23 protein-coding genes and 1 pseudogene are annotated in these 22,037 nt (G+C 45.1%); 20 read left to right on the top strand and 4 right to left on the bottom strand.

The genetic code is table 11. From position 1 onward, the window contains the following. Nucleotides 1-413: 413 nt before the first annotated feature. The 3 genes from HPY27_RS00515 (at nucleotide 414) to HPY27_RS30495 (ending at nucleotide 4,465) form a co-directional block, all read left to right on the top strand. Nucleotides 414-2,228 (top strand): PucR family transcriptional regulator, encoded by a 1,815-nt coding sequence (locus tag HPY27_RS00515; RefSeq protein ID WP_174224139.1) that lies wholly within the window; start codon nucleotides 414-416, stop codon nucleotides 2,226-2,228. Nucleotides 2,229-2,331: 103 nt separating this feature from the next. After that, nucleotides 2,332-4,071 carry an amidohydrolase gene (locus HPY27_RS00510; RefSeq protein WP_174224138.1) on the top strand — a complete coding sequence of 580 codons (1,740 nt, stop codon included), beginning with the start codon at nucleotides 2,332-2,334 and terminating at the stop codon, nucleotides 4,069-4,071. Nucleotides 4,072-4,237: 166 nt separating this feature from the next. Further along, complete coding sequence (locus HPY27_RS30495; RefSeq protein WP_174224137.1) at nucleotides 4,238-4,465, top strand: helix-turn-helix domain-containing protein; 228 nt, start codon at nucleotides 4,238-4,240, stop codon at nucleotides 4,463-4,465. Nucleotides 4,466-4,937: 472 nt separating this feature from the next. On the opposite strand, the gene HPY27_RS29995 is transcribed toward HPY27_RS30495, so the two are convergent. Continuing rightward, nucleotides 4,938-5,093 (bottom strand): PEP-utilizing enzyme, encoded by a 156-nt coding sequence (locus tag HPY27_RS29995; RefSeq protein WP_238144747.1) that lies wholly within the window; start codon nucleotides 5,091-5,093, stop codon nucleotides 4,938-4,940. Here HPY27_RS29995 and HPY27_RS00500 point away from each other — a divergent pair. From HPY27_RS00500 to HPY27_RS00490, 3 genes and pseudogenes are all read left to right on the top strand, one after another. Beyond that, nucleotides 5,047-5,310, top strand: a pseudogene (locus HPY27_RS00500) (putative PEP-binding protein); the annotation flags it as partial. The gene HPY27_RS29995 and the pseudogene HPY27_RS00500 sit on opposite strands and share 47 nt — an antisense overlap. A 109-nt stretch (nucleotides 5,311-5,419) precedes the next feature. Then, a complete protein-coding gene (locus tag HPY27_RS00495) occupies nucleotides 5,420-7,132 on the top strand; it encodes a methyl-accepting chemotaxis protein (protein ID WP_174224135.1) in 1,713 nt (570 codons plus the stop codon). Nucleotides 7,133-7,198: 66 nt separating this feature from the next. Then, complete coding sequence (locus tag HPY27_RS00490; protein ID WP_017249046.1) at nucleotides 7,199-7,525, top strand: transposase; 327 nt, start codon at nucleotides 7,199-7,201, stop codon at nucleotides 7,523-7,525. A 583-nt stretch (nucleotides 7,526-8,108) separates the two neighbouring features. On the opposite strand, the gene HPY27_RS00485 is transcribed toward HPY27_RS00490, so the two are convergent. After that, nucleotides 8,109-8,636, bottom strand: a complete 528-nt coding sequence (locus HPY27_RS00485; protein WP_174224133.1) for an isochorismatase family protein — start codon at nucleotides 8,634-8,636, stop codon at nucleotides 8,109-8,111. Nucleotides 8,637-8,753: 117 nt separating this feature from the next. Here HPY27_RS00485 and HPY27_RS00480 point away from each other — a divergent pair, with 117 nt between their 5' ends. The 14 genes from HPY27_RS00480 (at nucleotide 8,754) to HPY27_RS00415 (ending at nucleotide 20,597) form a co-directional block, all read left to right on the top strand. Continuing rightward, complete coding sequence (locus tag HPY27_RS00480; RefSeq protein WP_174224131.1) at nucleotides 8,754-9,398, top strand: hypothetical protein; 645 nt, start codon at nucleotides 8,754-8,756, stop codon at nucleotides 9,396-9,398. A gap of 104 nt (nucleotides 9,399-9,502) precedes the next feature. Continuing rightward, entirely contained in the window at nucleotides 9,503-9,862 is a 360-nt protein-coding gene (locus HPY27_RS00475) for a YmaF family protein (RefSeq protein ID WP_017249043.1), read from the top strand. 130 nt (nucleotides 9,863-9,992) lie between these two features. Continuing rightward, nucleotides 9,993-10,694, top strand: coding sequence for a YjjG family noncanonical pyrimidine nucleotidase (locus HPY27_RS00470; RefSeq protein WP_174224130.1), 702 nt, complete (start codon nucleotides 9,993-9,995; stop codon nucleotides 10,692-10,694). Nucleotides 10,695-10,767: 73 nt separating this feature from the next. Then, nucleotides 10,768-12,597 carry a UbiD family decarboxylase gene (locus HPY27_RS00465; protein WP_174224129.1) on the top strand — a complete coding sequence of 610 codons (1,830 nt, stop codon included), beginning with the start codon at nucleotides 10,768-10,770 and terminating at the stop codon, nucleotides 12,595-12,597. A gap of 190 nt (nucleotides 12,598-12,787) precedes the next feature. After that, nucleotides 12,788-14,758 (top strand): BglG family transcription antiterminator, encoded by a 1,971-nt coding sequence (locus HPY27_RS00460; protein ID WP_174224128.1) that lies wholly within the window; start codon nucleotides 12,788-12,790, stop codon nucleotides 14,756-14,758. Then, complete coding sequence (locus HPY27_RS00455) at nucleotides 14,718-15,863, top strand: amidohydrolase/deacetylase family metallohydrolase (RefSeq protein ID WP_174224127.1); 1,146 nt, start codon at nucleotides 14,718-14,720, stop codon at nucleotides 15,861-15,863. Before HPY27_RS00460 ends, HPY27_RS00455 begins: the two co-directional genes overlap by 41 nt. Further along, nucleotides 15,854-16,225 (top strand): hypothetical protein, encoded by a 372-nt coding sequence (locus HPY27_RS00450; RefSeq protein ID WP_174224126.1) that lies wholly within the window; start codon nucleotides 15,854-15,856, stop codon nucleotides 16,223-16,225. The genes HPY27_RS00455 and HPY27_RS00450 overlap by 10 nt, the downstream gene beginning before the upstream one ends. 32 nt (nucleotides 16,226-16,257) lie before the next feature. After that, on the top strand, nucleotides 16,258-16,620 hold the full coding sequence (locus tag HPY27_RS00445; protein WP_069844824.1) for an SFCGS family glycine-rich protein: 363 nt from the start codon (nucleotides 16,258-16,260) through the stop codon (nucleotides 16,618-16,620). A gap of 3 nt (nucleotides 16,621-16,623) precedes the next feature. Continuing rightward, entirely contained in the window at nucleotides 16,624-16,962 is a 339-nt protein-coding gene (locus HPY27_RS00440) for a DUF4312 family protein (RefSeq protein ID WP_007727313.1), read from the top strand. 21 nt (nucleotides 16,963-16,983) lie between these two features. Continuing rightward, nucleotides 16,984-17,772 (top strand): DUF4311 domain-containing protein, encoded by a 789-nt coding sequence (locus tag HPY27_RS00435; RefSeq protein ID WP_017249035.1) that lies wholly within the window; start codon nucleotides 16,984-16,986, stop codon nucleotides 17,770-17,772. Further along, the gene (locus HPY27_RS00430) at nucleotides 17,772-18,422 is read left to right on the top strand and encodes a DUF4310 family protein (protein ID WP_017249034.1); all 651 of its coding nucleotides are present in this window, start codon (nucleotides 17,772-17,774) and stop codon (nucleotides 18,420-18,422) included. Before HPY27_RS00435 ends, HPY27_RS00430 begins: the two co-directional genes overlap by 1 nt. Before the next feature lie 40 nt (nucleotides 18,423-18,462). Next, the gene (locus tag HPY27_RS00425) at nucleotides 18,463-19,578 is read left to right on the top strand and encodes a DgaE family pyridoxal phosphate-dependent ammonia lyase (RefSeq protein ID WP_017249033.1); all 1,116 of its coding nucleotides are present in this window, start codon (nucleotides 18,463-18,465) and stop codon (nucleotides 19,576-19,578) included. A 5-nt stretch (nucleotides 19,579-19,583) separates the two neighbouring features. Further along, nucleotides 19,584-20,306, top strand: a complete 723-nt coding sequence (locus HPY27_RS00420) for a KDGP aldolase (RefSeq protein WP_173623556.1) — start codon at nucleotides 19,584-19,586, stop codon at nucleotides 20,304-20,306. A gap of 33 nt (nucleotides 20,307-20,339) precedes the next feature. Further along, nucleotides 20,340-20,597: an HPr family phosphocarrier protein gene (locus HPY27_RS00415; protein ID WP_017249031.1), complete on the top strand. Its 258-nt coding sequence runs from the start codon at nucleotides 20,340-20,342 to the stop codon at nucleotides 20,595-20,597. 65 nt (nucleotides 20,598-20,662) lie between these two features. Here the strand turns inward: HPY27_RS00415 and HPY27_RS00410 are convergent, their stop codons facing one another. Both HPY27_RS00410 and HPY27_RS00405 read right to left on the bottom strand, forming a co-directional pair. Further along, nucleotides 20,663-21,349, bottom strand: a complete 687-nt coding sequence (locus HPY27_RS00410) for a DUF4386 domain-containing protein (RefSeq protein ID WP_174224125.1) — start codon at nucleotides 21,347-21,349, stop codon at nucleotides 20,663-20,665. Nucleotides 21,350-21,467: 118 nt separating this feature from the next. Further along, a complete protein-coding gene (locus HPY27_RS00405) occupies nucleotides 21,468-21,812 on the bottom strand; it encodes a YkgJ family cysteine cluster protein (RefSeq protein WP_069844830.1) in 345 nt (114 codons plus the stop codon). Nucleotides 21,813-22,037: the final 225 nt, after the last annotated feature.

Here is a 22,037-nt window from a genome sequence, read left to right as displayed (position 1 = left end):
GAAAGATTTTGGCGTTAGATAAAAAAGTACCTCCTGTTAACATACGAGGTGTCAGCTGCGCAGCAGACCTTTCCATTTGTCTCTTCAACATGAAGCATATCCCAGATAATAACTTTCTTCGCGTATTGGGAAATGGTTTTGTCGCGATTGTTACGAATCAACTCATGCGTCTGTTGAAATAGGAACATAGAAGTATCAGATATCGTTGAAATGCGTGTCCGATTAGAGTCTGGCGCTTTTTTAAAACTTAATAGATCAAATTAATAATAGGGATTACATATTATATTTTATAGTGATGTACCAAGATTGTTGAATTAAGTGGCAGCGTTTTGAACGAATATCAATTATGATGTTTGTTGCAACGCTTCTGGTTGGGTTTCTTTCAAATTTAACATATAGAAATGAGGGATATAATGGACAAATGGGAGTGGATTTGGGGGCAGAATAGTATTGAAGATATCGATATACACTTACGTAATACTGCGAGAAACTTGCACAAACTAGAAACCGTTGATGAAGCATTGCGGTTTCTATTAGAGTCATTTTGGGATGAGTTTGTCTGTGACTACGTTGCAATTATTCAAAAATCAGAGGATGTCTTGAGTATTCGAACAAGAAGAGGAGACTCACAGAGCTTTGAAAAGAAGTTTCCATTATCGTGTTCGTCTTGTTTGGAATGCTGTTTATCTAAACCACATTGTTCTATGGATGGTATCGAAGTATGGAAGAGTTGTGATCTGCTTAGCGAATTTGAGAACGAAGGTTTTGTTACCTGGTTTACCTTCCCAATTAAAGAAAGCGAATCCACCAGTTTTGATGTCTGTTTTGTTGGGTATCGGGAGGCGGCTCCCTTGAATATCCAAGCGGACAAGTCCTTTGGGGAATATGGGAAAGATTTCGCAATCGTAATTGAAATGATAAAAAACAAAGAGAAAGAAAAGCAGAAATTGAAGGCAGAACTGGAAGACAAAAATCGCTTGGAAAAACGAATGATTCACTATAAAGAATTAGTGACACAGGCTCTGGTAGGTGATGGTTACTTTGAGATTACCAAAACCTTCTCAGATTTGATTGGAAAAACAGTTATTCTATTTGATCGTTTCCTGCATCCGATCTCCAGTTTTTTCATGGGAGAACGTAATGAGGAGCTAGAGGAAATCGTAAGACAACTAAATGTAAAAGCATGGGAAATTATGAATATACCTGATCGAGAGCAGTGGCTCCAATATGGGGAAGATAATAATCTTGGCATATGGAAGGTAGTTTGTGGCAGTGAGCTATTCGGGTATGTAGGTGTGAAAGCAAGTAAACAGGAATTCGATCTGGAAATGCGAATGACACTGAATTACGCCTTGGATGTATATGCGATTCAGATCAAAAAGCAAAAACTTGTGGCAGATGCAAAAGAACAGGTTAAGGACGGTTTTATCCATCAACTTTTCCTGGAAAAGATTGAAGATAAAGAAAAAATGATCGGATATGCCAATCTGTTTAATCTCAATCTGTTTGAACCTAATAGAATTGGTGTATTATCTATCGAATGTAATCATAGAGAAGCGGATTTACAATCAATTAAGCTCAAGATGACTTGGATATGGGAAAGAATCAGAACAGCATTACACCTTTTTGATCGAAATATTATCGTAACGCAAAAAGAGGAACGCTATGTTCTGATTGTTCCTGACCAAAAAGAAAAAGACAGCAACCTCTATTGGAAACTGATTCATAAACAAATTAGGGATGTTGTTTCACCAACCATACAAGGAATTGAAATTTTTTTAGGAATAAGTTCTAGGACACAAACCATAGAAGACTTCCACGTTTGTTATCGCCAAGCTCATCAAGCTTTGAAAATCGTAAGTAACCGCTTTTCAAACAAACGTATACAAAACTTTGACAATCTTGGTTCTCTTTCCATTTTATTTGATCTTAAAGAGAGTTTTGCGGCAAAATTGTTCAGCAAGAAATATCTGGACCCGTTATTAAACTACGGAAATAAAAAGGGAAAAGACCTGTTTGATACATTGCGAGTATATTTAGCCATGAACGGGAATTTAAAAGAAACTGCAGAATATCTTTTTATCCATCGAAGTTCACTGAAGTATAGATTAGAAAAGATAACAGACTTATTACAGCTGGAGCTGGATGATCCGGAAGAGCGGTTTAATCTCATGTTAGCCTTTAAGCTGTACGATTTATTCGAACAAAGAAACCTCCACGATGGATGAAAAAGTATTAATTTTTCGTTTGCTATGAACATATTTCTCTACCTATATTTTATATATAATTTTTCCTGAAGTGAATTGTAGACACGCCAGGAAAGGTGATTGTATGAAGCTAAAGAAGACGTTGAATGTTGCTCTTGCATCTCTCTTAATGAGTACACTTTTCTCAGGATTTGCACAGGCCAAAATAAATGCAACGAACCCCATCAGTAAAAAGGCAGATGTCATATTGCAAAACGGTACCGTTTACACCGTTAATGCAAAGCGTGATTTTGCTGAAGCCATAGCGATCAGCGATGGGAAAATTGTATATGTTGGCACCAATCAAGGAGTAAAACCTTTTCAAAACTCAAAGACCAAAGTGGTTGATCTTGGCGGAAAGATGGTTCTTCCTGGTTTTATTGATAGCCACTCTCATGTGACTGCAGCCGTTGAAACAATCTTTTCAGTGGATCTGGTTGGAAAAGAATCGCGGGAGGATTATCTCAATACAATTAAGGAATTTGTACAAAAGAACCCTGATCTTAAAGGCTTGAAGGGATTTGGATGGGTAAACCCCGTGTTCCCCGGAAAGGGCCCGAAAAAAGAGGATCTTGATCAAATCGTAAAAGATATACCTGTTGTTCTAACTTCAGAAGACCATCACTCGGTGTGGGTGAACTCGAAAGCTCTTGAACTAGCCGGTATTACCAAGGATACAAAGAATCCAGAAGGGGGCGTAATTGAGCGAGACGATGTTACGGGGGAACCTACCGGTACTCTTCGTGAGACCGCTCAAAATTTGGTGATGGAGATTATTCCGGATTATTCTGAAGAAGAGTATAAGGAAGGGATTTTAGCCTATGAGAATATGGCAGCAGAAAAAGGAATTACTTCTGTCCATCTCGCACTAGCTATTCCAGGTAGTAATGCCTTAAAAGCATTAAAGGATCTTGAAGCAGAAAAAAAGCTTCATCTGAAATATCGTGTGTCCTTGGCCACTGATCCTGCCAAGGGTCCGTCTCAAGTAAAATCGTTGGTAGAAGAACGGGCAAAACTAAACGGACCTGATGTCAAGGTAAACTCGGTGAAGGTATTCATGGATGGTGTAATTGAGGGAGGGACAGCTGCGCTAATTGAACCATATATGGATAAGCACAATGCCAAACCGCAATGGGATCCTCAAGTCTTTAACGAGACGGCTGCTGCATTGGATAAAGCAGGTTTTGCGATGCACGTTCATTCTGTCGGAGATGCTGCCACAAAAGAAGCCTTGGATGGTTTTGAGTACGCTGTAGAGAAGAATGGAAAAAGAGATTCCCGCCATCAGATGACTCATCTCCAAATCGTTCAGCCAAGTGATATTCAGCGCATGGAAAAATTGAATGTTGTGGCTGTTGCCAATCCATATTGGTTTATTAAATCACCAGGCTATTATGAAAACATTGAACTGCCTTATCTCGGAGAGGAACGGGCAAGTCGTGAGTATCCGATGAAGAGTCTGATCAATAACGGAGTGAAAGTGGCCTCTGCTAGTGACTATCCGATAACGTGGGAATTTGATCCATTATACGGAATACAAGTAGGTGTCACCAGAGAGGCTTTCGGAAATACCGATCCTAAGTTAGTGCTGGGACCTGAAGAAAAAGCATCGGTTGCTGATTTGATTGCTAGTTTCACGATTAACGGTGCCTATGCCAGCTTTTCAGATAAAATCACTGGTTCCGTTGAACAAGGGAAGGAAGCAGACCTTGTTGTGATCGATAAGAATCTCTTTAAGATTCCTTCAACAGAAATTGGTAGTGCAAAAGTATTGTTGACGATGGAAGCAGGAGAAGAAACCTTCAGGGATGCCACGTTAAAATAATGAACTACCTGAGGCTGTCCCAAAAGGGTAACTCCGAATGACAAAATCCCAAAAAACATCCCGTTTCACTTTCTAGGGTGGAACGGGATATTTAATTCCCTACCAAGTGCCGAATGAGTGCAAAAACTATTGGTGAGCGAGTCAAATTGGTAAGAAAAAACATGATATGACTCTAGTTAATTTTGCCAAAAGTCTTGGTATATCACATGCAAGTTTAAGCGAAATTGAATCAGATAAATCAACTCCTTCTATAGAAGTATTATTATCTTTGGTAATTCAATACAAGGTCGATATGCATTGGCATTTTTTAAGTAAAGAAATGGTCTATATGAAGGAAATGGAGAAAGATGAAGTAATTGATTATATTAACCTAAAATTACTGCGATATAAATGAGTTGGATTTCCATTCTCCATCGCATGATGGTCGAGAGCACATGTAATAAAAATGGCATTAGCCCGGTGTCTTTCAGTGATTAATCGAAAAACAAACTTTTTAGGGTATCTCATACGTCTTTCATATGACTTGGTGTATGTGTATACAACTCCACAGTCCAATCCGTTTGATTCCAAGTCAGAAGACGGTAAGCTGTTTGATCAACAATACGGTGATTTGAATATAAATGAATCTTTCGCACTTCTAAAATAAGACTGTTATTATTTGTTGTACTCTGAAAAGACATGAATTATATTGTTCATTCTCGTCAGGGAAAGAGTCTCGGTCCATAAAGAGGACCTCAGAACGGAAACAAACCAATTCTCTCTACATTGGACGCTACGAGCGCATCCGTCTCCTCCAAACAGACATGTTGGCCATCAAGTGCACACTATGGACATCGAGCGTTTGGGCAGGCATGTCCTTCAAGACTTCATACGCCTGACGCGGTCTGTGCCACATTTTCTCGATAACGGGCCAAAATCGCCGTGTGGGACGTGGAACCGCCTTTTGCCGTAGCGATACCGCGCACAAATGCAACGTTTCCGAAGATTTCCCACCTGGAGCAATTGCACGAGGCCAAGCGCATCATGGAGCTGGCCAAAACGGAATTGAGGGCGGACGGTGCCGTATTTGACGAGAATATCACTGTCAGCATATTGATGGAAATCCCAGGCGCATGCCTTCAGGCAGATGCCTTAGCCAAGGAAGTTCAGTTCTTTAGTATCGGAACCAACGACCTCGTCCAGTATACGTTAGCTGTCGACAGGATGTATGAAAAGATAGCAGATTTGTATAGTTATTACACCAAGACTATTCAAATATTTTGAACAAATTCAATGAAAATGGACAAAGATGGAAATGTTCTTCTAGAAATATGCTTGGGAAATTTGTACATAAAGGAGCAAAAATGGAATGCAGTGGATAAGGGATATAAAAGTAAGAAAAAAAATACTGCTGCTCATGATAATGGCAGTTGTATTTTTAACCATGGTAGGGTTCGTGGGGGTTACATACATCAAAAGTATGGCGGAAAATTCAACTGAAATGTATGAAGATCGGATGAATTCAGTAAGATGGCTTACTGAAATCCGACTGAATAATCGTATCGTTGAGGTAAATACATTAGGTTTATTACTAACGAAAGACCCGAAAGAGAATGAAGAAATGAAGAAAACAATGAACGACAGAAAGGAAGCCACCGCACAGTTGATAAAAAGCTATGAAAGAACAAAAATGGATGAGCAGGAGAAAGAGATATTTGGTCAATATAAAGAGTTGCGCAGTACATACTGGGAAAATGTAGAGAAAGTAATTGCTCTGGCGATGGTCAATAAAAATGATCAAGCTTACCAATATTATGTAGAAAATGTTAGAGAGACTCGTACGCAGTTGAGTGGTAAGCTGGAGAAACTGGCGGATTACAATCAGGAAAGAGCGGAAGAACTCTATAAGACAAATACCGCTTATGCAAAGGGCGCGATTACTTGGACAGTTATCATTACAGTGGTTGCGATTGTATTATGTGCGCTTTTCACTTTAGTCATTGGTCGCATCATTACGCGTCCGCTTCACATGATGAAAGAATTAATGGCAAAAGCGGCGCAAGGCGATTTAACCGTACAAGGAGATTATCAAGCGAGAGATGAGATAGGGATGTTAACCCAATTATTTAACAACATGATGCGCAGTGTACGTAGTGTCGTGCAACAGGTAAACACAAATGCAATAGAATTATCTGCAAGTTGTGAGGAGCTATTGGCAACGGGTGAACAGGTAAAATACGCAGCAAGTCAGATTTCAACAACAATTCAAGAAGTGGCAGGAAGTGCAGAGTATCAACTGTCCGGTGCAGATCAAGTAAATCAAGCCGCTGTAGAAATTTCCAAAGGAATGGAGCAAGCCGCATCTTCTATGCAGGCTGTAGCCGATCTGACAGTAACGGCAAATCATAAGGCGACGACAGGGAACCGGGTTGTTACAGAAACAGTAGCCCAGATTGAGCTTATCCAGCAAAAAGTGAATACGACAGCGTCAGTTGTTGATACGCTTGGTGAGAAGTCGAAAGAAATTGGGCGGATTGTTACGCTGATTACCGAAATCTCCAATCAAACGAACTTGCTTGCCTTAAATGCAGCGATCGAAGCAGCAAGAGCAGGCGAGCATGGAAAAGGGTTTGCGGTTGTAGCAGATGAAGTGCGAAAGCTGGCGGAGCAGTCAGGACAGGCATCTGAGGAAATCGGGCAGTTGATTTCTGAAATTCAGGCAGAAGCAGGGCATGCAGTGCGTTCGATGGGAGAAGGAACGTCTGCTGTTCATAAAGGGATTGAGATGGTTCAGCAGGCAGGTGAAGCGTTTCATGATATTACGAATATGGTGGAACATGTTTCGGTACAATCACAGGAAGTGTCTGCGATTGTAGAAGAAGTAACGGCGAGTTCGCAGCATGTGGTGAAAATGATAAGAGGGCTTGCAGATACTTCACAGCAATCTATGACCCATACACAAAATGTGTCTGCAGCAGCGCAGGAACAGTATTCATCGATGGAAGAAATCGCTTCTGCTATTGAAGTGGTAAGCAGAATGGCGGAAGAATTGCAACAATCCATAACTAAGTTCAAAGCATGAAAGTACAGGAAACAGTCAAAAACCTCTTGGGTAATGTAGTGCACCCTACTTGGAGGGGATTTTCTCATGGGTAAAAATGGTCAAACATCCAAGCGATATTCCGAGGAGTTTAAGCTGTGTACAGTAGAAATGTACGAAAAAGGAGGGATGGTTTATAGAGCAATAGCTAAAGAATTGGGGATACCTAGTAAAACGCAAGTTCTGCAATGGGTTCGAAAGAAAAATAGTGGCCAAGGTTTTGTCGATCAGAGAGGGAAGAATTGTTCTAGTGACACTCCATTTGTTGGTCGTCCAAGAACCAAGTTTGCTACTGTGGAAGAAGAAAGAGACGTGCAGAAAAGCAACCCTACATTCAGATCAGGGCTTCCAATACACGTCTCGGCAGTACAATAAGCGAATAAAAGAACTTGGCATAAGTGGCAGCCACTCTCCAATGGAAACTGCCTTGATAACGCCTGGGTCGAATCCTTTTTCACGCATCTCAAAACTGAGACATTGTACTTTATACATTTGGTTTTATAGAGATGAACGGTTTCAGAAAAAATTAAACCAGTTGTGCCCCGGTAGAATACCGAAACACACTGACTACTTACCAATCCCGGCATGCAATTAGACCGGAACTGTTGATCTGGCGTAATCTTGAAGGAGAATTATTCGTTGCTCGTTAGAAATAAGTATTAGACTGACCTACCAATCAAAACAGCGGTAGCCATGGCCCAGAAAATAAAGTCCTAGACTCCCGCTGTATTATTCGAACCAGTTAGCGCAATAATCTACGGAGAATTTTTATCTACTTGAGTTCGTTAGCTTCGCTTATTGGGATCCCCGTTTTTATTGTTACCGGGGGAAGCCAGCTATAATGCCTCCACCAGCGGTGGCCAAATTCCATACAGTAGTATTAATCGGCATTGATAGGCCCCGGCAGAGTTGGGAAATCGATGGCGAGTCTGCGGATAACAGGTACGACCTGCTCAGATCAGTTATATTTTTCAGCGTACTCGGTGTAGTTTACTACTTCAATGACACTTGACCAACGGAGAACGGTTCCTACAAACTGTTTAATGTCTAATCCTTGCATGCTGTATGATTCGGCGGTATTGGTTGTTCCAGTTGCGTCCTTAATGAACGTCACTTTATAGCCGCGATCATAGGCAGCGATCGCCGTAAACATACAACAAAATTCCGTTTCAAAACCAATGATAAAAAGATGATCGACTCCTAGCTTTTCTAAAGTCTGTGTGAGTTCAGTTTGGAAGAAAGAACTAGGGGTTTGCTTCTCAATGATGAAGTCGGAATAGTCTTTTAATGAAGGGTGAATTTCAGAACCGATAGAGCCTCTTTTCAGGGGACTTTCTTCTGCATCATCCATATGCCTAATAAAAATGACAGGACGATTGCTCTCTTTAAAATCTTTGATCACCTGTTCCATCAAAAAGAGTTCCTCTTTGTAATCCCCACAACTCACAATTCCGTTTTGCACATCAATCACTAAGAGTGCGTTCATTGTTTCACCTTCCTTCTACCATGTAGAGAGAGAATTCGGAAGGAAAGGGTGGACTTCCTGCAAGGGAAATACCATGAGATAATGAGGGGAAGGAAATAATAGGAAAGGTTGAGTGAGATGAGAATTTCATTTTCTTATGCATTCATTTTTTTCGCATTCATTTTCGTTACAGGATGTGGTTCAACGAATTCAAGTACTTCATCCGTGTTTTCCAATTTAGCCAAACAAGGCTCTTCTTCCACGAGTGAAGGTACAGAGGCAGTTGCGGAATCAGAAAATAATAATGTCGATATGTACTTTTCGATGGCTGTACTCGCCTTACATGAAGGGAATGGCTTTGAAGCTGGAGAAGAATTTCCACCGGAATCCAAAGCGTTTTTGGCAAAGCATGCTCATCTGTTTCCGGCAACTGGGGACAAAGTGAAGGAAGCTCAGCAATTAGTCGATCAAAATGTGCAACCGAAACATATCAATAAAAACATTTCCAAGTATCATGCTTCGATGATTCAAGATAAAGGAACGGTGTTGAGCATCGAAGAAGAAGAAATACCGGAAATCGGGATGATTTCCGTCTTGCATGTCGTCAATGACGAGGAGGATAGCTACCAAGTTGTTTACCTAGGTGCATTAGATGTCTATGAAGATGATACGGTTGAATTTGTTGGGGCCCCAACCTTGCTCTCAGGTTTCGAAAATGTAAGTGGTGGATACACGAATTCGATCATCATGGCAGGGAGCTATGTAGGAAAAAGCGCGAATTAAGTTAGGGTAGTATGGATTTTCGTAGGAAACAAGCTATTGACCAGTTCGCCTCCTTGTCACACTGAATACAGTGATAGCAAGCCTGGGATGGAAGGATGAAAACAATGGCTAATAAAAAAAGATTAAAATGGAAGTTAAAAAGTAAACGTACAACAAGAATTCAGAGACATGTTCATGAGTTTTTAGGTAGCACGCAGCTTGCAGAAGAAGGAGCAGATCGACACAATCACCGTTTTGCTGGCGTCACTGGTCAAGCAATCCCCAGAGGAAAAAGCCACGTTCATGTCATTCGGTCCAATACAGACTTCTTCACTCATCTCCATCGCGTGCGAATTGTAACTGGACCCGCAATTCCGGTTGGAAATGGAAAACATGTTCATTTCGTAAGTGGGAGGACCACGTTTAACGACGGACATGTCCATCGGTTCAAATTCGCCACGTTGATCCAGAAGCCGCTCCTCTAATAAATCTCGCACAGCCTCGAATGATACAGTTCGAGGCTTTTTGTATGCAGGTTGGCCTTCTGTTTTTGATATGATAGAAAGGTGTTAGTTTGTACGAATACTTGATCAGTAAAGATTTATGGAGGTTATCATGCGCTATCAAGTCATATTATTCGATGTAGATGATACACTTCTCGACTTCAAAACGACAGAAGAAAATGCTTTGCAAAAGACGTTTTCTCAGTTTGGACTCGCTACGGGATCGTCTGATTATGGAGTGACTTACAAAGAGATCAGTAAAGGATTGTGGGAGGATTTAGAAAAGGGGCGAATCACTCTAGCAGAGCTGGGTGTAGAGAGATTTCGAAGACTTTTCAAAGCTGTTCAGCTAGACGTCGATGCAGAGGAGTTCGGCAGCGCCTATCTCGAATTCTTGGGCAAAGAAGTGCATTTGGTACCAGGAGCGGTTGAATTGTGCAACAGTTTGGAGGATTGCCGCTTGGCGATCATAACGAATGGGTTCGCCTCTGTGCAAACGGCAAGAATTGCCGCTTCACCGCTTAGCAACTCTTTTGAGCACCTGATTATTTCCGAAGAGGTCGGTTACAAAAAGCCGGATCGGGAAATTTTTGAATACGCGTTCTCCAAACTGCAATGGACGGAGAAGGTGAACGTATTGATGGTGGGAGATTCGTTGACCTCTGATATACAAGGGGGAGCCCTTTACGGGATCGATACATGCTGGTTCAACCCTCTGGGCAAGGAAAATCAGACGAGCATTCAGCCAACCTACGAAATCAGAGAACTGAGCGAGCTTCAAGAAATTGTGCGGAAGGGTAACGTGAATTTGTAGGATCTTTCCTGTATGATGAGAAGGTATTGATCTACTGGTAAATCTAGAATCTAGTGATTGGAGCCCTATAGATATGTATCAGAATTTAGAAGAGTGCATCCTTGACTTGGAAAGGCATGGACATTTGGTCCGTATTCGCGAAGAAGTAGATCCCTATCTAGAAATGGCCGCGATTCACTTGAAGGTGTACGAAGCTGGCGGACCAGCCTTACTGTTTGAAAACATAAAAGGCTCAAAGTTTCGTGCGGTATCCAATCTTTTTGGCACAATTGAGCGCAGCAAGTTTATTTTCAGAAGCACCTGGCAAGCCGCTGAAAATATAATCGCTATGCGCAATGATCCGATGAAAGCGCTAAAGCAGCCATTTAAAAATATCGAAAACGGCTTTGCTGCTCTAAAGGCTTTGCCTGCAAAAAAATCGACTAGCATGCCGGTAACCGCACAGGAAATCAGCATAACAGACCTGCCACTTATCCAAAGCTGGCCGATGGATGGTGGAGCTTTTGTCACGTTGCCCCAAATCTATTCGGAAGATCCGGACAAGCCTGGAATCATGAATTCCAATTTGGGGATGTACCGTGTGCAGTTGACTGGTAATGAATATGAGGTAAACAAAGAAATTGGCTTGCACTATCAAATCCATCGTGGAATTGGTGTCCACCAAGCCAAAGCGACCAAAATGGGGATGCCGCTGAAAGTAAGTTGTTTCGTTGGCGGTCCGCCTGCCCATACTTTATCGGCTGTCATGCCGTTGCCAGAAGGCTTGAGCGAAATTACTTTTGCCGGTTTGCTTTCTGGGCGTCGTTTTCACTACAGCTATATCGATGGTTACTGCATAAGCAATGATGCGGATTTTGTAATCACGGGAGATATTTATCCTGGAGATACGAAACCAGAAGGACCATTCGGCGACCATTTGGGCTATTACAGTCTGATCCATCCATTCCCTGTGATGAAGGTAAAGAAAGTGTACGCCAAGCCGAATGCGATCTGGCCATTCACAGTTGTGGGCCGTCCGCCACAAGAAGATACGTCATTTGGTCAACTGATTCACGAGTTAACGGGCGATGCGATCAAGCAAGAAATCCCAGGTGTAAAAGAAGTTCATGCTGTAGATGCTGCCGGTGTGCATCCGCTGCTGTTTGCCATCGGAAGCGAGCGATATACGCCTTATCAGCAAGTCAAACAGCCGACGGAGATGCTCACCATTGCCAACCGCATTTTAGGAACTGGCCAATTGAGCTTGGCCAAGTATTTATTCATTACCGCAGAAGAAAATCGACCATTGACGACGCATGATGAAGTCGATTTTATGACCTATATTTTGGAGAGAATCGATCTGCATCGCGATGTTCATTTTTATACAAACACGACCATTGATACGTTGGATTATTCGGGAACAGGCTTAAACAGCGGCAGTAAGGTTGTCCTCGCTGCTTACGGCGATCAAAAACGAGAGCTGTGCAAAGAGGTGCCGGATGAGCTGAAGGATTTGCGAGAGTTTGAGAATGCCCGCTTGATTATGCCAGGTGTGGTGTCGATCCAAGGTCCTGCTTTTACCGATTACGCGAGCGCCCAGCAGCAATTACAGAATCTGTGTGACGCGATTCAAGCGAGAGGTCCGATCCCGTCTTGCCCGATGATCATCCTTTGTGACGACAGTACATTCATGAGCACGTCTCTTCAAAACTTCCTGTGGGCAACCTTTACACGCAGTAATCCATCCCACGACATTTACGGCGTGAACAGCTACTACGAGAACAAGCATTGGGGTTGTGATAATCTGATTATCGATGCACGTACCAAGCCCCATCAAGCACCGCCATTGGTACCCGATCCAACTGTCGAGAAAAATATCGAACGACTGTTTGTCAAAGGTGCGAGCTTGGGTGGAATCCTGTAAGTGAGCTCTTTTTAAAAGTAGAGGTCCGTAACCTTTCGTTGCGGGCTTTTTCTATGCGCTGTCGAATCGAACTGATAATTGCAAAAATTGCACGATTGATGGGGAAAGGAATCGTTCTTTACCACTGAGAAAGCGTTTTCTATAATGAATCTCAAGCAAGGACACAGCTTTTTATGGAAAGGAGAAAGGAATGGTCTTCTTAACCACACGTTCCCATGCATTACTGAAGGTGATACTCGACAGCTACTATCCGCTGAAAATTAAGGACGTCGCGCGCGATTTCCAGGTAAGCGAACGCACCGTCAAGTACGACCTGGATAACGTCAGGCAATGGCTAAAGGAACGAAATGTCATCCTCCATTCTCAACCGAATAAAGGGCTGTGGATAACGGAAGAGCAAGAGCATCGAAATGCTTTGAAGGAAAATTTGCAAAGGGATGACAGCAAGACACTCATTCTGCCGCAAAAGGATCGGGTCAAGCATTTTTTGTTCATTCTTCTGCTGTCAGAAGGGTATCAGCGGATGAACGATTTGGCCGACCATATGGGAGTCAGTCGCAATACTGTCGTGGCCGATGTCAAGGACGCGGAAAAGCTGCTCGATGGCTGGCGTCTCGAGCTCGTCACGAAGCAAAGGTACGGTGTACGTGTGGACGGGAGTGAGCGGCACAAGCGGTATGCTCTCGAAAACTTGATTCACGATCTGTTGGATGGAATCGACATGTATCGGATGGTACAGGGAATGCTTTTAGAGTATGGACAAGAAGCGCGAACAGGTCCGTTATTGGAGAAATGGCTGATCAGTCGGACAGAGTTAGGGGAGATCATTCACAGCATCAAAGCATGGATGAATGCTGCTGCGGAGACGCTGGCAGACCGAGTGTTGATTAGTTTACTGATTCGCTTATGCATTGTCGTCCATCGTGTACAAAGGGGCCAATTGGTCACTGCGGATGATGCCGAGATGGGAGAAGCGAGGCATTGGAGCGGGTACGAGCTGTTTTCACACGAGGTTCGAGCATTCTGTCAGCGATTGAACGTCGATATTCCCGAACACGAGATTGCGTATGCGTGCCTTCCGCTACTAGGGACTGAACAGGTGCCAAGAGAAGCGCGTGCAGGTAGGATCGTTTTGGACGTTTTCCAGGCAACCAAGGAGCTGACAGAAGCGGTTAGCAGTCGGATGTTGGCACCGTTGTACGAGGATCAGGAGCTGGTCAGACTGCTTTTCGCTCATCTGGATGATAGTTTGAACCGTTATCGTCAGGGAGTTCTTTTTGCGAATCCACTGACGGAGGAGATTCGCCGTTCCTACGCACGCATGTTTGATGCAGTCAAACGCTCTTGCGAAGAAGTGTTTTGGCATCGGGGGGTCTATTGGCTTGATGCAGACATTGCTTACTTTGTCCTGCATTTCCAAGCAGGTTATGATCGCTGGCTGGAGCAGAAAAAGGCAGATGCGCTTGTCGTTTGCGGAACAGGCAGAGGGACTTCGCGGTTTTTGAAAACGTATCTGGAAAGCGAATTGCGTTCACTTCGGGTCGTAGGTCTGTGTTCCAGCACAGAGGTAGAGAAGTATTTGGCGAGTCGTCGCGTGGATGTCATCATCAGTGTCCTGCCGATCAAAGCCGAGGTGCCTGTTGTGATTGTCAGTCCTCTTCCAACACGCCAAGATATCAACCAGATTCAGAACTGTCTGGAAGCTTTGCAAGTGGCGGAAGGAAATCGACAACAGGCTGTGAATGCTCGCAAGGAAGCTTGGTTCCCAACACTGACTACTGATCTCAATCCGTCAGATTTGCCGGTGGTGGAGAGATTGTCTCAGGATGTTATCTGCAAAGGGTATGAGATCAGTCAAAAAATCGTGACTGCTTTTCGGGAGTACGTAACGGAACAAATGGCAAGCGGACTGACGCTGCACCTGCTGTTGATGGTGAATCGACTGGCTTTTGGCTCACCCTATCAGGAGGAGTGGGAATCGGCGACTGAGGCAGAATCGAAAGAATGGAAGGCATGGCGTGAAAAGCTGAACCAATTGATGGCTGAGGTAAACCTCCAAGTTCCGCCTAGTGAAGTGACGGCCATTATGCGCTATTTTTTAGGAAAGGGGACGGTAGAGAGTGAAAGTGGATCTACTCATACGCAACGGACAGGTCATTGATCCTTCGCAGAATGTGAACGGGCACTATGATCTTGCTATTCGGGAAGGGCGGATCGTTGGGTTGTATGAGAAAGGGAAGACAACCGATGACCAAGGGATGAATCTGGAAAGCAAGGAAACGATCGATGCAGAGGGATATGTGGTGACCCCCGGTCTGATCGATCTGCACGCTCACGTTTTCCCGACAAAGACGAGTTTGGGCGTAGTCGCGGATCGGGTCGGCGTCGAGCAAGGAGTGACAACCGTAGTAGATGCTGGCAGTGTCGGGCTATGGTCGTTTGATGCTTTTCTTGAAGAAGCAGTGTATCCTTCTGTTACTCGTGTTCTGGCATTTCTGAACATTTCAGGGGATGGTTTGTGTACAGGCGGCGGGGAGCTCGCAGACATGTCGCGGTTAACCCCGAGAGAAGCGGCTGCGCTCATACGAGAACAGCCGATACTACGAGGGATAAAAGCCCGCATGAGCGGTTCTGTCGTCAAGCAAAACGGGATCCATCCCTTGCTCGTAGCCAAGGAAGCGGCGAGGGAAGCGGGCGTACCCATGATGGTGCACATCGGAAACGCTCCGCCAAAACTCACGGAAGTATTGCCTCTGCTAGATCGAGGAGACGTGGTGACACATGCGTTTCACGGGAAAAAAGGAGGGATGTTCGACGAACGAGGCGATTTGATTCCAGAGGCGCAAGACGCGTTGGAGCGGGGAGTCTTACTCGACATCGGGCACGGCGAAGCGAGCTTCAGCTTCCAAACACTGCGTCATGCGCAGGCCCAAGGTATTATGCCACATGTCATTAGCACGGATGTTCATCAGCGCAACATCGATGGTCCTGTGCACAGCTTGACGCACACACTTACGAAGTTTCTCGCTATGGGCTACTCGCTCGACGATGTGATTGCGGCGAGTACGCTAGGTCCAGCACGAATTCTCGGGCTGGAAAACGAGATCGGAACGTTGAAAGTAGGGGCATGCGCGGACGTATCCATTTTGCAGATCAAAAAAGAGCCGACAATTTTGACGGACAGTGAACAAGAAACGTTGGAGACAAAGGAAAGAATAGTGGCTTATCAAGCGATTACTTCGGGAAAGGTACTGACATGCAAATGATTGATGACATTCTCAAGGAACTGGCTGAGACAAAATCGGATTATTTATCTGAAATTTCTGAATCAAAACAGATTCTCCAAAAAATAGAGGATGAGTTTCGCCTCATGGAGATTCATATACCGCGAGATCGCTGGCTAGCTATCGGAGCTCATGTACTGGCATTTGTACGACGGATGACAAACGGTGAAAAGCTGCCCGTGATTGAAGCGGAGTTGTTCGCCGAAATTCATCCCGATATGGTTACACTCTCACACAAAGTCCTCTCAGAAGAAAAAAGTGCGTGGCGAGCAGATGATACTGAAGCGTTTCTGTTGGCTGTTCATTTTGAAGCCATTCGTGCCATGCAGATGGGGCCATCGTAAAACATCGCTGTGAATAAAAGGAGGGTATGTATATGTCTAAGGTAAAAATCGTAATTGGTGATCGTCTCGGAAAAGGACAGAACATCGCAAAAGGAATCGAAGCTGCTGGTGGGACCGCGATCGTCATTCCAGGTGTTGGCGCTGATATGAAGGTAGGAGATGTCATGGTCAGTGAGAGTGCAGATCTCGGGCTTTCCTTTTGCGGAAGTGGTGGGGCTGGGGCACTGACTGCCAAGACCAAGTATGGTTTTCCAGTCGAGTACGGCTTGCGCTCAGTCGATGCTGGTATTACTGCCTTGCGTAGCGGCAAAAAAGTGATTGGTTTTGGCTTCATGGATATAGAAGAGCTGGGCAGACGCATGGTGGAAGAATACATCAAGCTGGGAGGGAAGTAATCCATGTACACGGAGACGACGCAGACCTTGCGATTATCCGGCAGTGGCGATACGAAAGAAGGAGCCTTCAACAAGATTTTTTCCCAAATCAAGCATGTAGTGGCGAGACAGACGAGTGATTTGGTCGTGCGAATCGAACCAGTAGGAGTTTCCATTGTGTCTGCGACAGAAACAGTGAAGCATGAGCGGTTTTTTGGATTGTTCTTTCCACGCAAACGAACGCGGTATGACATCACTGTAGATATTCAAGTGAGGCTGGGATTGGTCCAGGTAGAAAACATAACATTTCAGCAGCAGACCGAGCAGACTGCGGGTGTGGGGCAGTTGGTTCGTCAGCGATAGAAGCAGACAGGGGGTAGGTTCATGGTTACTTTGATGATTGTGTTGAAGTCGATCGTCATCGGGGCATTGGTCGGCTTCGGTGTTGGTGCGGGGGCGGCGAGGATGTTCCATGCACCCAATGTCCAAGGGATGGGAGCCTTCCGGACTTTTGGAGAGCTGAACGCATGTGCGGGCGATCCCATTTCCCACTTTTCATTTGGACTTGGCTTTTTGTTCAACTCATGGGCGTCTGTTGTCGGTGCCGGTGCTTTGACGCAAGATGTGGATCATCGCGTCATCCCGAACTGGGCAGCGGCTGTGCTGCTCTGGCGTAACAAGAATGTGGCAGAGACGTTGCACAATCCAAAGCAAATGGCGATTGCCGGGGCGGCGGTTGGTGTCGTTGTGGTCACACTTTTGAATTCTACAGCAACAGCGATTCCCGAATCGATGCAGCTCGTCGCGACGAAGGTACTGGTTCCTGCTGCGAACTGGTTGATCAACCCGATCATGCCGATTGTGTTCTGGATGGCGGCGATGGATGCAGGTAAACGGACAGGGATTTGGGGAACGGTCTTGGGCGGTTTATCGCATTTGGTCATGGGCAATGCGGTGCCTGGAATCGTCTTGGGTATATTGATCGGTAAAGGCTTGGATGACAGTGGTTGGAACAAAATTACGAAATCCATGTTTATTGCAGTCATTCTCTTGTTTGTATTCAGTGGCTTCTTCCGCGGTTTTGACGTCGCGCTCTTGAAGAGCATGTATGTAGAAATTCCACAGTGGTTGATAGAGCTTCACGAAACATTCGGATCGGTGGTGAAAAAGTAATGGGTGAATTGCAGGCAAAAGGGTTTTGGTATTCAGAATGGGCATTTCCCCTCTTTGTGGCGTGTTTGTCTTCAGGAATCTTTGCAGGTACTCATCTTTACTATGTGTATCATGTCGGGGCCTTTAACGATATCGCCATCGTTGCGATGCTGGAGGCAGGGATCAAGGGTGGCGGATACGGGGCGGCTGCTGCGTTTGGTGCGAGCTTTTTGTTCGCCCGCGTTTTGGAGGGACCGCTGGTTGGAATTCTCGATATTGGCGGCTCGTTGCAAACAGGTATCGGGATTGGCGTTCCAGCATTGATGTTGGGAGCAGGCTTTACAGCTCCGTTGACTTCTTTTCCTTTGGCGCTGGCGACAGGTGCACTCTTGGGCTTCATCATTGGTACCGTGATTATTTTGATTCGGAAGTACACGATCAACGCATCGAACTCCACTTTTGGTGCGGATGTCATGATGGGAGCCGGAAATGCAGCAGGTCGTTACTTAGGTCCATTGATTGTCATTTCGGCGATTATGGCTTCGATTCCAGTTGGACTCGGCGCAACAGCAGGTGCAGCGATTTTTTACTATTACAACAAACCGATTGCGGGTGGTGCGATTATCGGAGCCATGATCCTTGGAGCCATTTTCCCGATCCCGACACAATGACGGAAGAGCGAAGAGTTTTCACAGGAAGGATGGGCAAACCATGGGAATCTATCAGCAGCTAGGGTTGAAGCAAGTCATTAACGCAAGCGGTAAGATGACGGCACTGGGTGCAAGTGCCGTCCATCCTTCTATCGCACAGGCCATGGGAGAAGCGGCCATGGATTATGTAGAAATTAGCGAGCTGATGATTGTGGCAGGTCGTCATATCGCAGAGGCGACCGGAGCAGAAGACGGTTGTCCTACCTCGGGAGCAGCTGCAGGCATTGCCATTAGTGTAGCGGCAGTCATAGCCGGTTGCCATCTGAGTTTGATCGAACGGCTTCCTCTTTCCGACGGGTTGAATAACAAGATCATTATCCAAAAAGGACACGCGGTGCACTTCGGTGCTTCCATTCAACAGATGATTGCACTGGGCGGTGGGAAAGTCGTAGAGGTCGGGCATGCCAATCACGTAGAAGAAGACCATTTGCGAGAAGCCATTGATGATCAGACCGCTGCGCTGCTCTATGTCAAATCTCATCATGCGATTCAAAAAGGGATGCAGTCGCTAGACACGATGCTTCAACTCGGTCGGGAGTTTGGAATTCCGGTAATCGTAGACGCAGCGGCGGAGGAGGATCTGCGGCGCTATGTAGCGATGGGTGCCGATCTGGTCATCTACAGTGGCGGAAAAGCAATCGGCGGGCCAACGTCTGGGTTTATCACAGGTCGTGCCGATCTGGTGGCTGCATGTCGCGCGCAATATAAAGGCATCGGTCGTGCCATGAAGGTAGGAAAGGAAGCCATTGCGGGTTTACTTGCAGCGATTGGACAATATCACCCCGAAAAGCAAAATGTTCCCGAGCAGCGTAGGCGAGTAGAGTGGCTGGCAGGGGAACTGAACAGCTTGCCTGGTGTGAAAGCAGTGATCGCACAGGATGAGGCAGGTCGGGCGATCTATCGCGTGCAAGTTCAGCTTGACGAACGAGTGACGGGAATGACTGCTCGGGAGCTTACACGCCAACTGGAGCAAGGAAATCCAGCTATTTTTACCCGCAACCATTATGTGAATACGGGTATGATTGCCTTTGATCCACGACCGTTTCACCAGGGGCAAGAGCACATCATCGCAGCGCGAATGAAGGAACTGCTGCTAAAACAGAGAGAAGGAGAATAACAAAAGTGGGCACACCGAAAATTCGTTTAAACGTTTTGGCAAGGGATGTAGAAAACGCAAAACAAATATGTTCCGTGGCTGATGGCCGCGCTCTTATCGGAATCTTAGTCAAAGGATTTGCGTCCGTAGAAGCAGCAATAACCGCAGTTGAACAATATCAGCAAGCAGGTGTACCAGTGTCTGTAGGGCTGGGCGCAGGTGATCCTACTCAATGGAAAAAGGTCGCTGAAGTCGCGGTGCAGACACAGCCAGATCACGTCAATCAGGTATTTCCGGCAGCAGGCTATACGCTCGGGGGGCTACAGGCAGTCGGCAACTCGCATACCATCGTGAATGCATTGATTGCCCCCGGCGGACAACCAGGAAAGGTTCAAGTCACCACAGGACCAATGAGCAACAAAGTGTCTGAATGGCTCTCTTGCGATGCAGCCGCCGCGATGTTGGCGGAGATTGGCGTACACTCGGTCAAATTTTATCCAGTTGACGGGCTGGAGAGGCTCAATGAAATCAAAGCGATGGCAGAAGCAGCCGTACGTTACGGGATTCCCGTTTTTGAGCCGACTGGCGGGATCGATGCAGCTTCGATTCGTCCGATTGTGGAGGTATGCCTTGCCGCAGGTGCAAAGCAGGTCATTCCTCACATTTATACATCGATCGTCGACAAGGAAACGGGATTGACTCGTTTGGATCAGGTAGAAGAACTGCTGACTGCTATAGAAGGCCTGTAGCAATTTTACGAGAAAGGGGTAGGAGTGAATCAGATGAGAGAGAGACAGGTCATCGTCGGGTTGGCACAGGGATTACACGCGCGTCCGGCTACTTTGTTTGTGAAAGTGGCAGCTTCCTTTTCGAGTGAAATCGGATTGAACAAGGATGAGAAGAAGGTGAATGCCAAGAGTATTATCGGCGTCATGTCCCTTGCTGTTTCAAAAGGACAGTCGGTCGTCTTGACTGCGGATGGTGCAGACGCGGAACAGGCGCTGGATGCGTTGGAGCGCGTTTTGGTTAGTGTGGAGTAAAGGGATGCGTGAAAGCGTGTAAAAAAAGGGATGTCTCCAATGAAAAGTCAGGAGACATCCCTTTCTCAATCCTGTTCCGTTGAGTTGAATCCTTTCATGATTAGCCATACAGCCAAAACCAATTGTTGAAAGGCTATTGGAATGTTCAACGTCATGTAGGTTGCATCCAGACCGATGAAGCGAATCATAAAGAATAAGCTTGCCAATATGGACAATGTAGACCCAATAAGACCCCAGACTGACAACCACCGTGGAACTAATTTTGTTTGGTAAAATACGCAGGTAAACAAGAACATAGCCAAAACAAATGCCAGTGTCGTTGCCACATGGTTAACCAAATCACGTCCTTCCCGTAACAATCCACCCAGGGTCTGAAAATACGATACATGCAAAGTTCCAACTTTTGCAAATTCGTGGCTTACTGTCAATAGCAACAGAAGAGTGATTACACCAATAATAATGAACACACCCGCAATGATCCCAAAAGCAACAGAGCCAAGAGCTAAACCTTTATGATGCTTACTTAAAATCGGATACAACCAAATAGGTATACCAACATAGGCAACGACCATTAACAACTGGAAAAACGCACCTATTCGTACCTGATTTTCATTTGTAGAAGCTTCGACAAGGTAGTTTGCTCCATCTATAACAGGAACAACACTACATATACCTGTAACCAACCCGACTATTAATAACAACCCAATCATTACTGCTGACCTTCTACCTGCATTTGTACTCTTTCTCAGCATAATGAGCCTCCTTCTCATACACTACCCTCGGCGGATGAAATGAAGTGATGCTGCATTCCTATAACATTATTATTCAGTTGAGATCCATGATTTGCTTCATTCTGAAAGCTCCGTTTCTTTAAAAATGCTGCCAAGTAAAATCAATACTCAAATACCCAATCTGTTTCTCTTTGAAGGTCAGCGCTTCTTTCGTTGCCAATTCCGGTTTGCGAAAACAGACAAGCTCTTTGTAATACCCAAAAGCGCGACACACTTCCGGTCGAACGCTATGGATGCCACACTGATCTTTTTGCATGTCGTAGAAGATACAAGTTCCAAACATTCTCGGTTGATTTTTCAGATCGTCACGGAGCTTTTTTGGAAGCGCTTTCAATTTCTTGTGTATCATTTTATACTCCTTCTCTGTTATGGGAACTGGACCACAGCACAATCCTTTACAGCCTTGGCAAGGCAATGCATCCATATCATCTACAACCTTTCGTCATGTGATGTTTGCTAGAAAGAACAAAAAAGATGATCCTCGCTGTTTCAGGAGATCATCTTAAGAATTACCGCATTCAATTGTGTTGGTTATTCAAAAATTCGGTAAGACGAGAATACTGTACTTTTATTATAACACATGTAGGAAGATTTTGACGATTGCTTTCGAAAGAATGGCGGAACGTTTGGGTAGGGGAGTGAATGGGCT

Source organism: Brevibacillus sp. HB1.1 (genome assembly GCF_013332445.1).
Classification (GTDB): domain Bacteria; phylum Bacillota; class Bacilli; order Brevibacillales; family Brevibacillaceae; genus Brevibacillus; species Brevibacillus porteri.
This window is presented reverse-complemented; position numbering and strand designations above follow the sequence as displayed.

Coding starts and splice junctions, on each gene's coding strand:
- HPY27_RS00515 (WP_174224139.1), top strand. CDS start 414: ATGGACAAATGGGAGTGGATTTGGGGGCAGAATAGTATTGAAGATATC.
- HPY27_RS00510 (WP_174224138.1), top strand. CDS start 2,332: ATGAAGCTAAAGAAGACGTTGAATGTTGCTCTTGCATCTCTCTTAATG.
- HPY27_RS30495 (WP_174224137.1), top strand. CDS start 4,238: ATGACTCTAGTTAATTTTGCCAAAAGTCTTGGTATATCACATGCAAGT.
- HPY27_RS29995 (WP_238144747.1), bottom strand. CDS start 5,093: ATGCGCTTGGCCTCGTGCAATTGCTCCAGGTGGGAAATCTTCGGAAAC.
- HPY27_RS00495 (WP_174224135.1), top strand. CDS start 5,420: ATGCAGTGGATAAGGGATATAAAAGTAAGAAAAAAAATACTGCTGCTC.
- HPY27_RS00490 (WP_017249046.1), top strand. CDS start 7,199: ATGGGTAAAAATGGTCAAACATCCAAGCGATATTCCGAGGAGTTTAAG.
- HPY27_RS00485 (WP_174224133.1), bottom strand. CDS start 8,636: ATGAACGCACTCTTAGTGATTGATGTGCAAAACGGAATTGTGAGTTGT.
- HPY27_RS00480 (WP_174224131.1), top strand. CDS start 8,754: ATGAGAATTTCATTTTCTTATGCATTCATTTTTTTCGCATTCATTTTC.
- HPY27_RS00475 (WP_017249043.1), top strand. CDS start 9,503: ATGGCTAATAAAAAAAGATTAAAATGGAAGTTAAAAAGTAAACGTACA.
- HPY27_RS00470 (WP_174224130.1), top strand. CDS start 9,993: ATGCGCTATCAAGTCATATTATTCGATGTAGATGATACACTTCTCGAC.
- HPY27_RS00465 (WP_174224129.1), top strand. CDS start 10,768: ATGTATCAGAATTTAGAAGAGTGCATCCTTGACTTGGAAAGGCATGGA.
- HPY27_RS00460 (WP_174224128.1), top strand. CDS start 12,788: ATGGTCTTCTTAACCACACGTTCCCATGCATTACTGAAGGTGATACTC.
- HPY27_RS00450 (WP_174224126.1), top strand. CDS start 15,854: ATGCAAATGATTGATGACATTCTCAAGGAACTGGCTGAGACAAAATCG.
- HPY27_RS00445 (WP_069844824.1), top strand. CDS start 16,258: ATGTCTAAGGTAAAAATCGTAATTGGTGATCGTCTCGGAAAAGGACAG.
- HPY27_RS00440 (WP_007727313.1), top strand. CDS start 16,624: ATGTACACGGAGACGACGCAGACCTTGCGATTATCCGGCAGTGGCGAT.
- HPY27_RS00435 (WP_017249035.1), top strand. CDS start 16,984: ATGGTTACTTTGATGATTGTGTTGAAGTCGATCGTCATCGGGGCATTG.
- HPY27_RS00430 (WP_017249034.1), top strand. CDS start 17,772: ATGGGTGAATTGCAGGCAAAAGGGTTTTGGTATTCAGAATGGGCATTT.
- HPY27_RS00425 (WP_017249033.1), top strand. CDS start 18,463: ATGGGAATCTATCAGCAGCTAGGGTTGAAGCAAGTCATTAACGCAAGC.
- HPY27_RS00415 (WP_017249031.1), top strand. CDS start 20,340: ATGAGAGAGAGACAGGTCATCGTCGGGTTGGCACAGGGATTACACGCG.
- HPY27_RS00410 (WP_174224125.1), bottom strand. CDS start 21,349: ATGCTGAGAAAGAGTACAAATGCAGGTAGAAGGTCAGCAGTAATGATT.
- HPY27_RS00405 (WP_069844830.1), bottom strand. CDS start 21,812: ATGGATGCATTGCCTTGCCAAGGCTGTAAAGGATTGTGCTGTGGTCCA.